General features: G+C 40.6%; 13 protein-coding genes. 6 read left to right on the top strand and 7 right to left on the bottom strand.

Features of this window, described 5'->3' with window-relative positions; translation table 11 throughout:
- Window positions 1-148: 148 nt before the first annotated feature.
- Genes minE through minC form a run of 3 tightly spaced genes read right to left on the bottom strand, consistent with a single transcriptional unit; the run spans window position 149 to window position 1930 of the window.
- A complete protein-coding gene (gene minE / locus HUZ36_RS05425) occupies window positions 149-409 on the bottom strand; it encodes a cell division topological specificity factor MinE (protein WP_128731523.1) in 261 nt (86 codons plus the stop codon).
- Between the two features lies 1 nt (window position 410).
- The gene (minD, locus tag HUZ36_RS05420) at window positions 411-1220 is read right to left on the bottom strand and encodes a septum site-determining protein MinD (protein ID WP_128731522.1); all 810 of its coding nucleotides are present in this window, start codon (window positions 1218-1220) and stop codon (window positions 411-413) included.
- A gap of 5 nt (window positions 1221-1225) precedes the next feature.
- On the bottom strand, window positions 1226-1930 hold the full coding sequence (gene minC / locus HUZ36_RS05415) for a septum site-determining protein MinC (protein WP_128731521.1): 705 nt from the start codon (window positions 1928-1930) through the stop codon (window positions 1226-1228).
- 135 nt (window positions 1931-2065) lie between these two features.
- On the opposite strand from minC, the gene HUZ36_RS05410 reads away from it, so the two are divergent.
- Together HUZ36_RS05410 and HUZ36_RS05405 are read left to right on the top strand one after the other, a co-directional pair.
- Window positions 2066-2347 carry a YcgL domain-containing protein gene (locus tag HUZ36_RS05410; RefSeq protein ID WP_125252937.1) on the top strand — a complete coding sequence of 94 codons (282 nt, stop codon included), beginning with the start codon at window positions 2066-2068 and terminating at the stop codon, window positions 2345-2347.
- Window positions 2344-3360 carry a lytic murein transglycosylase gene (locus HUZ36_RS05405; protein ID WP_176032275.1) on the top strand — a complete coding sequence of 339 codons (1017 nt, stop codon included), beginning with the start codon at window positions 2344-2346 and terminating at the stop codon, window positions 3358-3360. Before HUZ36_RS05410 ends, HUZ36_RS05405 begins: the two co-directional genes overlap by 4 nt.
- A gap of 77 nt (window positions 3361-3437) precedes the next feature.
- Here HUZ36_RS05405 and HUZ36_RS05400 read toward each other — a convergent pair whose 3' ends face one another.
- From HUZ36_RS05400 to HUZ36_RS05390, 3 genes are read right to left on the bottom strand one after another with little or no spacing between them, the layout of a single operon-like run.
- Window positions 3438-4436: a cytochrome d ubiquinol oxidase subunit II gene (locus tag HUZ36_RS05400; RefSeq protein WP_176032274.1), complete on the bottom strand. Its 999-nt coding sequence runs from the start codon at window positions 4434-4436 to the stop codon at window positions 3438-3440.
- Entirely contained in the window at window positions 4429-5775 is a 1347-nt protein-coding gene (locus HUZ36_RS05395) for a cytochrome ubiquinol oxidase subunit I (RefSeq protein WP_125252940.1), read from the bottom strand. Before HUZ36_RS05395 ends, HUZ36_RS05400 begins: the two co-directional genes overlap by 8 nt.
- 16 nt (window positions 5776-5791) lie before the next feature.
- The gene (locus tag HUZ36_RS05390) at window positions 5792-6337 is read right to left on the bottom strand and encodes a GbsR/MarR family transcriptional regulator (RefSeq protein ID WP_125252941.1); all 546 of its coding nucleotides are present in this window, start codon (window positions 6335-6337) and stop codon (window positions 5792-5794) included.
- Between the two features lie 242 nt (window positions 6338-6579).
- Here HUZ36_RS05390 and HUZ36_RS05385 point away from each other — a divergent pair, with 242 nt between their 5' ends.
- Window positions 6580-7764 carry an alkaline phosphatase family protein gene (locus HUZ36_RS05385; RefSeq protein ID WP_176032273.1) on the top strand — a complete coding sequence of 395 codons (1185 nt, stop codon included), beginning with the start codon at window positions 6580-6582 and terminating at the stop codon, window positions 7762-7764.
- Between the two features lie 402 nt (window positions 7765-8166).
- Here HUZ36_RS05385 and HUZ36_RS05380 read toward each other — a convergent pair whose 3' ends face one another.
- The gene (locus HUZ36_RS05380; protein ID WP_147390881.1) at window positions 8167-8376 is read right to left on the bottom strand and encodes a hypothetical protein; all 210 of its coding nucleotides are present in this window, start codon (window positions 8374-8376) and stop codon (window positions 8167-8169) included.
- 227 nt (window positions 8377-8603) lie between these two features.
- On the opposite strand from HUZ36_RS05380, the gene HUZ36_RS05375 reads away from it, so the two are divergent.
- The 3 genes from HUZ36_RS05375 to HUZ36_RS05365 all read left to right on the top strand — a co-directional run bounded on the left by HUZ36_RS05375 (window position 8604) and on the right by HUZ36_RS05365 (window position 14841).
- Window positions 8604-10193, top strand: coding sequence for a sensor domain-containing diguanylate cyclase (locus HUZ36_RS05375; RefSeq protein ID WP_147390882.1), 1590 nt, complete (start codon window positions 8604-8606; stop codon window positions 10191-10193).
- Between the two features lie 92 nt (window positions 10194-10285).
- Window positions 10286-11695, top strand: coding sequence for a YfcC family protein (locus HUZ36_RS05370; RefSeq protein ID WP_128731515.1), 1410 nt, complete (start codon window positions 10286-10288; stop codon window positions 11693-11695).
- 587 nt (window positions 11696-12282) lie between these two features.
- Window positions 12283-14841 carry a bifunctional diguanylate cyclase/phosphodiesterase gene (locus tag HUZ36_RS05365; RefSeq protein ID WP_176032272.1) on the top strand — a complete coding sequence of 853 codons (2559 nt, stop codon included), beginning with the start codon at window positions 12283-12285 and terminating at the stop codon, window positions 14839-14841.
- Window positions 14842-15206: the final 365 nt, after the last annotated feature.

The raw sequence follows: 15206 nt of genomic DNA, 5'->3' as shown, positions 1-15206 counted from the left end.
TTAATACCGGTTCAATTTGACAGAGCAAATATGACGCTAACGGCGTTAAAAACTTCTCATTTAGAACAAACAAATAGCAAGATTTTTATCTGGTTATCGACTATATTTTCTCGCCTCAAAATAGAACACTTAATTAAGCAAATTGGTATTACTTTTCATCTTCAGGTAGTGTGACATTTAATTCAAGCACAGCTAAATCGTCTTCATTTTGCTCAAACTGAACATTTACCGCATCTGAGTCTACCTTCACGTATTTTCGGATAACATCCAAAATATCCTGCTTGAGCTGCGGCAGGTAGTCAGGCGTTCCTCGTTTGGAACGCTCATGTGCGACAATTATTTGCAGTCGCTCTTTTGCCAACGACGCACTGTTTTTCTTTTCTGAACGAAAATAATCTAGTAAAGACACATTACCCTCCAAAGATCCGTTTGAAGATACCTTTCTTCTCGACCTGTAAAAAACGAAAATCGACGATTTCACCTAACAAACGGCTGATTGCATCGCTATAAGCTTGGCCTGCGTCTGATTCTTGGTCAAGGATCACAGGTTGCCCTGAGTTTGAAGCATTCAATACAGACTTTGACTCAGGGATAACGCCAAGCAAATCAATCGCTAAGATTTCTTTTACATCATCAACTGAGAGCATTTCACCGCTATCAACACGCTCTGGATTATATCGAGTTAGCAGCAAATGTTCTTTTACTGGATCTAAACCTAACTCAGCTCGGCGAGATTTACTTTGTAAGATACCTAAAATTCTGTCGGAATCTCGTACAGAAGATACTTCCGGGTTCGTCGTGACAACAGCTTCATCTGCAAAGTAAAGAGCCATCATTGCCCCAGCTTCAATACCTGCAGGTGAGTCACAAATAATGAAATCAAAGTCTTCTTTCATTTCATTTAAAACTCGCTCAACACCTTCACGTGTCAACGCATCTTTATCACGGGTTTGAGAGGCCGGAAGAATATATAGCTTTTCAACCCGTTTGTCTTTGATGAGTGCTTGGTTGAGGTTTGCTTCACCATTAATGACATTAACAAAGTCATAGACCACACGGCGTTCACAACCCATAATTAAGTCAAGATTTCTTAGACCAATATCAAAATCGACTATGGCTGTTTTATAACCCTTTAGCGCTAAGCCTGTACCAATTGCTGCACTCGACGTTGTCTTACCAACACCGCCTTTACCCGAAGTTACGACAATAATTTTTGCCATCTGATTTATCCTTTGACCAAAGCTGTAATTTTTAATGATTCGTCTTGTTGTGTTATTTGAGCAGCTTGACCCCAGTGTTCGCCTTGTAACGAATCACTGATCCAATAACTCCCATTAATCGACACTAGCTCAGCTTCTAAGCGCTGACAAAATATACTGGTGTCTGGTTGGCCCTGTGCACCAGCGATTGCTCGACCACGCAAAGTACCGTATATATGTACGTTACCATCTGCGATAACTTCCGCTCCATGGCTTACCGCACCTAGTACGATCAAGTCACGGTCTTTTGCATAAATCTGCTGACCACTGCGTACCGTTCCGTTCACAATTTGCGCTGGCAGATACACTTGTTTTTCTACTACTTCAGCCGCTTGAGATTGTGAAGGGGTACTCGGTTGCACATCCCTTGAATAGTTTAGTACAGAAAACCCCGCCTCTTTAGCTGAGTCGTGTTGACTTTGAGTACCGTTACATACACCTACCGGATTGAGCTGTAAATCAATTAGTGTCTGCTTTAACTCTTTGAATTCTACATTTTGTTCCTGAACTTCAGCTAAATTAACCACAATTGGAGCACCCAAAAAGAACTTTGGTGCCTGCGATATTTTGCTATCTAGCTCTTGTCGTAATTTTGTTAAATCTAAAGAAAACAACTGTAGCACAGAGAGTGTAAATAGATTTCCTTTTAGTTCGAATGTTTGTTTTGACATATGCACTCAAATTTCTGTTACAACCGCCGCTAGCGCCTTATTTACTTGACTTTAGCGGGTAGTAAAACTTTCCACAACTTACTAATAGCATGGTATAGTGACCGCCAATGATTAGCAAGAATTTATAGGCTTATAATGCTCACTGCCATATACAAAAGTCCAAAAAAAGCGGATACCTACCTGTTTGTTTCTAAAAGAGATGATTTTTCCAGCGTACCTGCACCTTTAATGGAAACTTTCGGTACACCAATCTATGTCATGATTGTGGATCTTGCTAGAAGAGAAAAACTAGGAATTGCGGATCTAGACACAGTTAAGCAAAAGTTAACAGATGATGGGTTTTACTTGCAGCTTCCACCACACACTGAAAGTTTGTTAGATGAATTTAGAAAGCAAAATGGAGTAACAGACACGTGATAAAAAAAATTTCCTTATTAGTAGCCTCAGTTTGCCTGTCTACCTCAGTCTTTGCCAATACTCAGGCTAAGTTTGATGAATATCTCAATAATTTAAAGCAAGAGGCGATTGATAAAGGCTATTCTCAACAATTAGTTGATGACGCTTTTGCTACCGCTACTTTCAAAGAGAAAGTGATAAAGGCAGACAAAACACAGCCAGAAATTGTTGAAACACTCGAGACATATTTACCTAAACGTGTTCCTGAATGGAAAATCCAACGAGCGCGGAAGCTATATAAAGAACACCAGAGCACGCTAGAAAAAGTTGCAAAAGAATATGGTGTACAAGCTCGTTTTATTGTCGCACTTTGGGGTCTAGAAAGTAACTTTGGTCGTATTCAAGGTGGCTACCCTGTAATTAGCGCACTTGTGACGCTTGCTTTTGACGGTCGAAGAGAAGCCTTATACAAACGTCAATTATGGGCTGCATTAGATATTTTAAAAGATGGCCATATTGATCTAAACAACTTCAAAGGTTCTTGGGCAGGTGCGATGGGTCAAACGCAATTCATGCCAACCTCTTTTACCTCTTATGCTGTAGATTACAATCAAGATGGTCGAAAAGACATCTGGACAACCCAAGAAGACGCATTTGCATCAATAGCAAATTATCTTAAAAGTGTTGGCTGGAATGACAATCTAACTTGGGGTCGCCAAGTGAAATTACCTGAAGGCTTTGACACAAGTTATATTTTAAAACGCGGTACTAAGTCACATAAAGAGTGGCTAGGAGAGTGGCGTAAATCAGAACGTTCTTTACAAGAATGGCAAGCCCTTGGACTGCGCAGAATGGATGGTAGTGATCTACCGAATGTTAATATTAGTGCTGCATTAGTAATGCCTGACGATGCAAATGGCCGTATGTATCTTGCCTATGATAACTACAAAGCATTGATGAACTGGAATCGCTCTTACTATTTTGCGACCAGTGTTGGCTTTTTGTCTGATCGGATCGGTTATCCAAAAATATAAATCGCGCGCTACTCTAGCATTATAAAAAAGGCAGCTTCCAACAAGCTGCCTTTTGGTTGGGCTAATGTATGCAAGTGTCAATAATAAGACAAAGGCTGAACCTTGCCCCAAAAGACTCGGTACGAAAATAATGTGTAGGCAATTAACGTCGGTACGACGACAACCACGCCATATAATAAGAAAGTGAGTGCGGAGGGATCTGCTACGGCATCAAATATAGTCAGCTTTCCTGGCACCACGTATGGATAAAAGCTGTAAACCAGACCAAAGAAGCACAGTAAAAAGATAAAAGCTGAAATAAAGAATGGAAGCCAAGCTCCTGCTTCTGTCGCTTTGGGTAATTTGTGCAATACGCTTTCCAAGACCACAAAAAGTAGCAAACAGATTATAGGTGCAGGTAGCACAATGAGTGCCATCGGTAAACTAAACCAGCGCTCATATATCCATTCATTTATGAGCGGGTTGATGATAGAAACTAAGATCACCCCAACGAAAGCGACACGAGAAAAGTGCTTACACCACTTTATAGCGGCTAGCTGTAGTTGACCTTCACATTTCATAATGAGCCATGCTGAGCCAATTAATCCATATGCGCAAACCACACCAATTCCACTAAAAGCCGCGAATGCGTGGGCTAGCAACGAATCGTCAAAACCTACGACATAGAGCCCTAACATATAACCTTGTGCAAATGCTGTCAGTAACGAGCCAAACTTAAATACTTTATCCCAGCGCCTTTGCCGTTTAACTCGGGCTTTTGCTCTAAAGTCAAAAGCAACACCACGCATGATTAAACCGAACAACAAAAATACAACAGGTATATACAAGGCCTGTAAAATCATACTATGCGCTTGAGGAAACGCGATAAATGCAAGGCCTACTGCCAAGACTAACCATGTTTCATTAGCATCCCAAAATGGACCTATAGATGCGATCATGGTATCGGCTGTTTCTTTGTCATCTAGCGGGATCAACATACCAACCCCAAGATCATAGCCATCTAAAATAGCGTAAACCACAATAGCTAGTGCCATTAACCCTGCATAGATTAGTGATAAATATTCGGGATTAAACACGTGATACCTCCGCTGCAAACTCTTTCATATCATACTCTTCAACTTCAACGGACTTATTCGCAGTGTGAAATAATGTCCTGATATAGGCATAAAGCAATATGGCATATATCGTTAGGTATCCTATGAGCGTGAACAAGACATTTTCTGAAGCGATGTTGGTCACTGCATCTTCTACCCGTAAAATGCCACTAACAATGTATGGTTGACGTCCAATTTCCGTGACGTACCATCCTGCAAGAGTCGCTACCCAGCCCGAAAAGGTCATCGCTACAAGCGCTTTTAGCTGCCACTTGGGTAGCTCGCCCTTTTTCCAAAGCGTAAATCGGGTGACAAACGCGACTAAAATCATCAGCATCCCCATTCCAACCATAATTCTAAAGCCGAAAAAGACGGGCTTAACTGGTGGGTGTTCACCTTTAAATTCGTTAAGCCCTTTAATTTCACCATTAACGTCGTGGGTAAGAATAAAGCTCGCCATATTAGGAATGCCTATTGCAAATTCATTGCGCCTTTCTTCCTCGTTGGGAATTGCAAAGAGTAAGAGCGGTGCACCTTTTTCTGTCTCCCATACGCCTTCCATTGCTGCAATTTTTTGTGGTTGATGTTTGAGCGTATTTAGGCCGTGTAAATCGCCGACAAAAGCTTGTATCGGAGTGAGAAGGGCTGCGACTGTTAAAGCTACAGTCAATGCTTTTTTTGGAGCATGCTTGTCGTCATTTTTAAGTAAGCGATAAGCACTTACCCCTGCTATTAAAAATGACGCAGTTAATGCGCTTGCAAGCAACATATGAAAAAAGCGGTAACCAAAAGACGGATTAAATATAATCGCGAACCAGTCTGTAGGGTATGCTACACCGTCCCTAAGCTCAAAACCTGTAGGTGTTTGCATCCAGCTATTTAAAGACAAGATCCAAAATGCCGAGAGTGTAGTGCCTATTGCAACAATAAAAGTGGACAGTGTGTGGATTTTAGGAGGGACACGCTTCATGCCAAACAGCATTATCCCTAAAAAGGTCGCTTCCATGAAAAAGGCGGTGAGTACCTCATAACCCAAAAGTGGCCCCGCGATATTTCCAACTTTCTCCATAAACCCTGGCCAATTAGTACCAAACTGAAACGACATGGTAATACCACTAACCACACCCAGCGCAAAGGTAAGCGCGAAGATTTTAACCCAGAAGCGATAGGCTCTTAACCAAACCGGATGCTCAGTTAAGTCATACTTGATTTTAAAGAAAGCGAGAAACCATGCTAATGCAATGGTGATCGTAGGAAAAAGTATATGGAAACTAATATTTGCCGCGAACTGTATTCGCGACAACAGTAATGTATCAAGCATGACGCACCTCGCACTTTTAAGACTTACGTAATAATTTATCCTTTAAATCTATTACCTTACTAACTGACGACCCGAGCTTCATTAGTGACTGTAATTGCTCTGGAGACAGCCTTTGTAGCTCAGCAGACCACTTAGTAACGGTTTCAAGTAGGTCGTGAATCGTTTGCATTTGTTGTTGTGCATACACTTCTTCTGGTGAGTTTGCACTATCTAGAATTTGATCTCTCAGTAGAGTAAGGGTAGGGTCTATTTCTCTTTTTCTTCTTTCTTCAAAGACTCGGTTTGCAAGATCCCAAATAGACCCATTTGGAGAGTAGTATTCTTTGCGATCACCAGGAATGTGATGAACTCTAACGAGTTGCCAAGATTGTAATTCTTTGATCCCCATACTAACGTTACCACGAGATATTTTTAACGCATCTGCAATCTCATTCGCTGTCAATGGTTGCTCATTAATAACCAACAAGCCAACCATTTGCCCAATTGTTCTATTAAAACCCCAACGGCTGCCCATTTCACCGCAGTGGAGTACAAAATTTTCTATTTTTGGTGACAAGTTCATACTTTTAAACTTTCAGTAATTATTGAAACTTTAATATATAGTTCACTTTGACTTAGATCAAGCATTAATTATGCTCAATTAGAACAGAGCAAAAGTGAACCTTCTCCTAATATCCACTTTTGTGATCTATTTAACGCAAATAAATAGCAATTTCATATTGTTGTGATTTAATGCGGCATACGATCGTAAGCGGGTGCAACACATGCTCACGTATCGGTAGTTAATCACACAGGGAACCACACATGCTCAAAACACTTTTTGTCATTTTAACTTTATTCAGTAGCGCGGTATGTGCGCAGAAGGTGTCAACTGTCTTAATTTCGATTGATGGCTTTCGATGGGATTATATCGAAAAACATGATGCCAAAAATATCGCAAAGCTCGCCAGCACCGGTGTTCGCGCTACAAAGATGTGGCCGCAATATCCAAGTAAAACGTTCCCAAATCACCTTTCTATTGTCACAGGCTTAAAGCCTCTCAACCATGGTATCGTCGATAATTACTTTTGTGATAAGCAGCGTGAAGCTTGTTATAAAATGGGGATGGGTAAAGTCGATAGTACTTGGATAGCAGGGATCCCCCTCTGGAATTTGGTTAAAATGCACGGGCACAAATCAGCAGCTTACTTTTGGCCAGAATCAGACGCGAGAGTAAATGGCATGACACCTGATTATTACTACCATTACTCAAAAAAAGCGGATTATAAAAATCGTCTCAATCAGATCCATAATTGGTTAAAACTTCCAAAAGCGCAAAGACCCTTATTTGTGGCCAGCTATTTCTCTTTAGTAGACAGTAAAGGACACGAGTTTGGACCTGATCACGACGAAACTAAAAAAGCGGTGCAATATGTTGATTCGCTTATAGGCGATTTCGTCAATGAACTCGCTAAAGACGATATTAAAATCAATTTGGTGTTGGTCTCAGATCATGGGATGGCCGAAGTCTTGCCTGAAAAGTCAGTTTTCATTGATGAGTTAGAGATACCAAAAGGGTGGATGATTAAAAATAGTGGCACCCGTTTGTCCCTATACTCCTATCATGATAAGAATTTAGATATCTCAGTATTAGAGGAAAAACTAAAGGATAAAGCTAAAGGGCGCTTCGAGGTGCTCTCAAAGTCACGAAAAATACAATTGCACGGAGGCACCTCACCTCGTATTGGCGATATTATCTTGCAAGCCAAAGCACCTATTGTATTTATGCAGCAAGGGAAACATAGCTATTATGGAACCCATGGCTATGAGATTACAGACGATATGGCTGCCTTTTTTGTTGCACAAGGACCTGCTTTTAAATCTGGCGTTTCTGTTAAACAAGCAAGTAATTTAGAGGTGTATCCGACACTTGCCCACATAATGGGATTAAAGCCCCTTAATCAGCTTGATAGTAAAGGTGAGAACTTACTCAAGTTAGTCAGGCAGTAGTCGCCTACTTTGTCGCTGAAACAATTAAGGAATACGAGCTAATCCTCAGCTCGTATTCTAGCTATCACGTTAATTTTACAGCTATTGTCCAAAGGTAGATTACCGTCTTAGCTGCGTTAAAAATGTTCAACCGCTTAATATAGCTAACCTGAACCACGGAGAATTAATACCGTTCTAGCAGCAAGTTTTAGCACTGGCAGCGTCAGATTTACTCCTTCAAATTGAGTAAGTATTAAGTCAAGTTGGTATTAGCTTTGCCTACAGCATCTAGGCACATTAGCGAGGGCAGGGCGCGAAGCGACTTCACCCTAAAACGCTCTAGCTGGACAAGGGAAAAATTAAGTTATGGCTTAGTACTGATGAGTTAGAAGACCTCTTATCCGTACATAAGGTGAGCTAGTATCATTTCGATTTTTTTGAGGTTGGAGGGCTTGGCTTTTTATTTGAAAATTGCATCAAACGACGCCCTAATGCGAAGACCACATAAACTAAAACCAAGGAATTAAGGACAATCAATGTATCTTTATCTGTCACAAACATCCAAATTGCCGCCAATGCCAAGCAAGCAAAAGTAAAATGGCCGACTAACGGGTTCGTTTTCTTTTTTTTCATCAGGGGTTCGCTGTATTCATGTTCAGAATATTTTACACCCTATAATGACGACAATTCCAACAATCCGTTAAGAAAACTAAATATTTTTAGCTAACTGGTTATAATGCAAGCATACATCTTTTAGCAAACAGATAAGCTATTGCTCAGATCATAGTTTGATATAGATTAACTGTATCACTCATTTGAATAGCTAAAATGTCATGGACGTACATTAAAGAGAATTTTTAGTGGTACAAATAAATAAAACAACACACTGGCTAGATCTTAAAAAGTTGATACTTATCCTCGCGTCACTTTGCATATTTACCTCACTATTAAACGCCTTGTTTTCCAGTTATCAAGTACAAAAGCAGGTGATGGTAACTGACACGTTGGAAGCGAACCGTGCATACGCTACCAAGCTGGCAGATGTGACAGACCTTTTTTTACAATCTGTTTTGATGCAATTAAAGGCCTCAAGTAATGTGATTGCCCAAAATCTGAATAATAGTGCACAGATCGATAACGAGTTAAAACAAATGCTGGTACGCACCAATAGCTTCGACTCTGTTGTCCTCGTTAGTGCTAGTGGCAAAATAATTGGCGCACAACCAAGCTCTCTGGGGATCACCGGCACCATGCTAAAGAATGAGGTAGAAACCTCGCCGCTTCGTAAACAGACTCCCTATATAGTAGGCCCATTTATTTCACCCGCAGGCAACTTAATGGTTAGCCCAACTCATCCCATATTTGATAACAATGGAAACTATTTAGGCTTTATCGCCGCTGGGATTTACCTCAAAGGCGATAATATTTTAGGTAAATTACTCTCAAATCATCACCACCAAGATAAAACCTATGTTTATGTAACAGGGCCTAATGGCAAGCTTATTTATCATCACGACGATCATCGTATTGGCCAGGATGTCACTGCAAATGAGGTCGTAACTTCATTGACTCGAAAAGGTTCAGGCGCAAACCAGATTATCAATACACAGGGGGTTGAAATGTTGGCTGGATATGCTTCTGTTGAAACTAGCGGGTGGGGAGTTGTAGCTCAGCGTCCTCTCGCGGTTACGATGTCGCAGCTTTCTGACACCATGAGCCATGTACTAAAAACCACTGTTCCATTTACAGTATTTTTGCTTATCTGCGTATTGGGGTTTGGAGGACTAATAGCCAAACCACTATGGCGATTGGCTAAATTATCAGAGCAGGTACAAGATGGGCGTAACATCGACTTCCCGCACGTAGCCACTTGGTATTATGAAGCTACATGGTTATATCAGGCTATGCACGGCAGTGTTAAACATCTAGGAGCGCAAGTACAGCGTTTTGATGATGAACGAAAGCAAGACCAATTAACCCTCTTATTTAACCGCCGGGGGATGGAAAAATGGCTCGAAACAGCATACGAACAGGCGACCCCATTTAGTATTATTGCCCTAGATATTGACCACTTTAAACGCGTGAATGACACCTTTGGCCATCATATTGGCGACACCGTCATTCAAAAACTCGCAGAATTGATGCGTCGCAATGCCAGAGAGCAAGACCATTTATGTCGAAGTGGTGGGGAAGAATTTCTCATGTTTCTGCCTCATGTTGAGATCAGTCAAGCAACCAAAATTGCCGAACGGTTACGTCACTGTACTGAAACCACCGTATTTGCTGATGCCGGACATATTACTATCTCTTTAGGCGTATCACACTGGCCGACATGCTCTGAGGATTTACATCATGCGTTAAAACTTGCTGACAGAAGTTTATATCAAGCCAAAGCTAACGGTAGAAATAGAGTTGAGCAGGCTGTTTTAGCTAATCACAATGCCGCCTAATTTAAAATCTACTATTAAAAAGTGAAATATGCTCCGAATATCGGTAAGATGCTGAGCAATTTTATCGTTACCTTTTTGGAGCTGTACTTTCCATGGCAAAAACATTGAAAGTTCCTCATACCTTAGTGTTACTTTTGGGTATGATGCTTATTGCACTAATATCTACTTGGGTTATCCCTCAAGGCTTTTTTGATACTGCGACTACAGAGTCAGGTCGACAAGTTGTATTACCTGGTACTTACCATATTGCACAAGAATCTGTACAACTCACCCCTTGGGACTTGTTAAAAGCAATTCCCCGTGCTTTTGCAGCAGCGCAAGATGTAATCTTCTTTGTAATGATTGTGGGTGGTGTACTTGCCATAGCTCGTGCAACTGGCACAGTAGACGCATTAATTGGAAGGTTATTGGAAAAACATGGAGATAAGCCGCAAAAGCTTATTTTTATGGTTGTGTTTTGCTTTGCTATTGCTTCGAGTGCGATTGGTACCGCTGGCGAGTATATCCCATTTGTACTTATTCTCGTTGCGCTTTGTAAAGCAATGAAACTTGATGCAATGACGGCTGTGGGCATGATAATTGCCGGTTATGGTATAGGTTATGGCGTCTCAGCGTTTAATCCGTTTACCGTGTTAATTGCACAACAAATTGCCGAGGTTCCTGTTTATTCAGGTATTTGGCTGCGCTTCGCTATTTTTGTTCCTTTTGTATTGATCGGCTTTCATCATGTCTGGAGCTACACTAAAAAAGTTCAATTAGATCCAAACGCTTCGATGATGAAAGATGTTCCGTGTCCGTTAGCTGGACAAACACAACCTAGTTACCCACAGCTTAACGGCAGACACCAAGCCGTGCTTGCTACATTTATCATCACTCTTGTATGCGCGGTTTGGGGCATAGCAACGCAAGGCTGGTATCTTTATGAGCTAGGCGGATTGTTTATTGCTTGGGGTATCATTATTTCTATTTTAGGTAAACTTTCAGCTGATGAAGCTGCAAACCGCTTTATCGAAGGCGTTTCTGATCTTGTCACAACCGCTGTATTAATTGGTGTTGCCCGTGGTATTGCTTTAATTCTGGAAGACGGCCAAATCCTTCATACTATAGTGAATGGGTTATCGACACCTCTGTCTTACGTTGCAGCTGAAATTTCTGCAGTCGGGATGCTACTTATCCAAACATTGTTAAACATGTTTATTCCTTCTGGATCAGGACAAGCCTACGTGACTATGCCATTGATGGTACCTGTTGGTGACTTAGTTGGTGTGCCTAGACAAGTTGCCGTATTAGCCTATCAATTTGGTGATGGCTTCTCTAACATGATAGTGCCAACTAATGCCGTACTTATGGGTATTTTAGGAATGGCTGGCGTCCCGTATACACACTGGTTTAGATTTTGTTTACCATTGATGGCTAAGTTAATGTTTGCTGCGGCTACTGTTTTAGTGCTTGCAGTCATGTTTGGCTATGGACTTGATGTACAGCCACAGTTAGTTAGCTAATTCCAAAAGTAAATCAGGTAATGCAAGCTGCATTACCTGATCCTACAGTCAGCTTGCTCATCGCAAGTGATATTTTTCCAAACACCTTCTTCAAATAACATTTTCAGCGATTTCTTCATATCAACTGGCTTAATGAAGAGAGCTATTTTAGGCATGAAAATCTTGGCGATAACTCCGCTACCGTACCCTGCTATCGCCAAAGTACCTAGCTCAGTAGGCAAGGCAAAAATTTTGCTACTTAGTTGCTCTAAATAAGAAGTTTTTGACGCAGGTGGCGTCAAATTTACTTCTTCAAATTGAGCTACTACTAGGGTTATTTGGTATTACACGGCTGGCGCTAAAAGGCCTAACCCCTTGCAAGCAAAGCACACTAATATACAGCTCGCGCCTGATATACTAAAAACGAGCACAAGCATTAAGACTAGATGATAGAAGTATAACGTCATTAAAAACCTAAAATTTTAAGGCAAACATAAGCCACTTAAAGCAAATTTATTGATCTGCATTTATATTGTCTGTAGTTTTATAAGCTACTATTACCTACTAAACAAAAAAAGTTGCCGCTATCTTTAGCCAAACAGAATGTTATGAATTTAACCTTTAGCCAATTTTACAATTTGACTTCTACTTCCCAACGGTATCAATTTGCATTGAACCAACTGCATCAACTGTTTGATGCGGATCATTGTTTTGTAGGCAAGTTTATTGATGACGATACCCGTGTAAAAACACTAATGTATCTACAAAAAGGTGAAGAAGTTGACAATATTATCTACGACCTTGAGGGTACACCGTGCTCGGATGCTAAAGCCAGTAGTGATGTCTGCAACGTAACATGTGGCCTACAACAGCTATATGAACAAGATGATATTCTCCGTGTACTTTGTATTGAAGGGTATCTTGGCGTTACCTTGCGAGCACTAGATCATAAACCTATTGGTATTTTGGTCTGTATGTTTAATAAAGAAAAGGTAATAACAACGGAGCAGAAAGAGTGGTTTCAAGAACTTGGCCACCTAATAGCGACTGAGCTAAGCCATAACATCGAATTGACCAAACAAGGGCTGCTCCTTAAACAACTAGCTAAGGGCGAGCAAATTGCAAACTTATCGACTTGGACATGGCAACTTAAACAGAATAAACATTACTTTTCCACGCACCTAAATAACCTATTAAAATCTCATACAACAGCTCCTACATTGTCGTTGCTATTAGAGAAATTAACACCTGAGGATAGTGAGCGGGTCAAAAACGCATTAAACAAGGTAAAGTCTGGTGAAATAAGGTATGTGGATTTACAAGTCTCATTAACAACGCGTGATGACCATAGTGGTTTACTGCGAATTATTGGTCAGGTTGAAAATGACCCGCATCATGGTGACGAATTGGCGTTTACCGCGACAATCCAAGATATTAGTTATATATCTTCGCTCAATAAGCAACTTGAATTAACCAACGTTGTATTTGAACATGCAACAGAAGCCATTATGATCACCAATAGCAAAAATAAGATCATTATGGTAAACCGCGCATTCGAAAGACTAACTGGTTACACCGGCTATGAATTAATAGGTCAAGATCCAGCAGTATTGTCATCTGGAAAGCAGGATAAAGCTTTTTATGAGTCAATGTGGTCATCGCTTTATACACATGGCCACTGGAAAGGTGAAATTCAAAACCGCCGCAAAAATGGCCAAATTTATCCAGAAGAGCTGACACTGAGTGTAGTAAAAGATGAACGCGGTGAAATAGCCAACTATGTCGGAATATTCCGAGATATTACCGAATGGAAGCGGAACGAGTCACAACTTACTTTTTATGCTAATCATGAACCACTTACGGCCTTACTAAATCGTCGTAGCTTTATGCAGCGTTTAGAGGAGAAAATTTCTGGTTCTAGAAGCAATAACACAAGTTGCTCATTATTATTTATTGGACTCGATAGATTTAAAGAAGTCAACGACGTGTTTGGTCCCGAAATTGGAGACAAGGTTCTTATATCAGTCGCAAAGAGGCTCAAAAATGCCGTGCGGCAAAATGATATTATCGCAAGATATGGCGGTGATGAGTTTGCATTATTACTTAGCCATAGTGATGTAGAGAGTGCATTAAAAGTTGCTGAAAAGTTATCACAAAAATTATCTCAACCATATGTATTTAGTGAAATAACAATAGAATTGACTTGCTCAACAGGCGTAGCGCAACTTGAGGCTGGCTCTCGGATCACCGCAGCTAACTTGCTAAGAAATGCAGCACATGCACTCAACAGTGTGAAAAAAACAGAGCGAGGTCAAGTTGCACTCCATAATGCCACCATACAAAATGCTTATCTGAACAAAATAAAACTCAAAGATAGATTGAAACAAGCATTGAAAGAGAAAACGCTTACTGTCTACTATCAACCTATCGTGAACGCAGATACTCATCATATTACCAAGTTTGAAGCGCTTGTTCGCTGGTTTGATGATGAGTATGGAATGGTATCGCCAGGCACGTTTATCCCCATCGCGGAAGAGTTTGGACTGATACACTTAGTTGGTCAATTTGTGCTCGAAAAAAGCTGCCAAGATTTAGCGCAGATCCATAAAGCAGGCTTTTCGGATGTGGGAATTTCAATCAACCGCTCGGTAAGTGAATTTAAAGCCAGTATTAATCAAGTAAAGTTAATCACCAGTGCCATTGAAAATGCCCAAATTCCCTATGATTCAATCACGATTGAAGTGACAGAATCTCTGGCGACAAACCGCTATACTTGGAGAACATTAAATGAGTTGAGAAAGCATGGAGTAAAAGTATCACTTGATGACTTTTGCACCGGTTACTCTTCTTTAAGTAACTTGATTGAAAACCAAGTGGATTATCTAAAAATTGATAAGAGCTTTGTCGACAGCTTGATGTCGGATTTAAACAAGCAAGTTATGATAGATTGCCTGATCAAACTTAGTGACAAGTTAGGTATTGACGTCATAGCTGAAGGTGTGGAGCACCTAAGCCAACTGGAGAAATTACGAGAGCTAGGCTGTCACCACATACAAGGGTTTTTCTACAGTCCGGCAAAGCCAATCGAAGCATGTTTAACACTCTTACAAACCAATGCTTTTGTTGAATTTGCTGGTGCAGAGCGTGAAACAGCAGCTGAACGATAAATGAGGTGTTGTTAGCTGCTCTTCATTAGGGTAATACGCTGCTTTTAAATAAAGAAATACCGTGTATCCGCCCAATAATCAATAACGAGTCTACACTGATACCACAACGTCAACATGACACAACGCGGTTATACTAAGCCTGAAATTTTTATGTATTCAATCTGTTAATTAATACCAATTTGACTTAATATTTGTTCAATTTGAAAGAGTAAATCTGACGCTAACATCGTTAAAAATTGCTTATTTAGAACAAATAAATAGCAAACTTGCCTACAGGAAGTAGGTACCTTGGCGGTAGCGGGGCTATCGACAAGGTTTTCTCGCCTCAAAATAGACCTCTTAATTAAGAAAATTGGTATAACAGA

This window comes from Pseudoalteromonas sp. McH1-7 (assembly GCF_013366255.1).
Classification (GTDB): domain Bacteria; phylum Pseudomonadota; class Gammaproteobacteria; order Enterobacterales; family Alteromonadaceae; genus Pseudoalteromonas; species Pseudoalteromonas peptidolytica.
The sequence above is the reverse complement of the archived record's forward strand: the minus strand, read 5'-3'. Positions and strand labels throughout refer to the sequence as shown.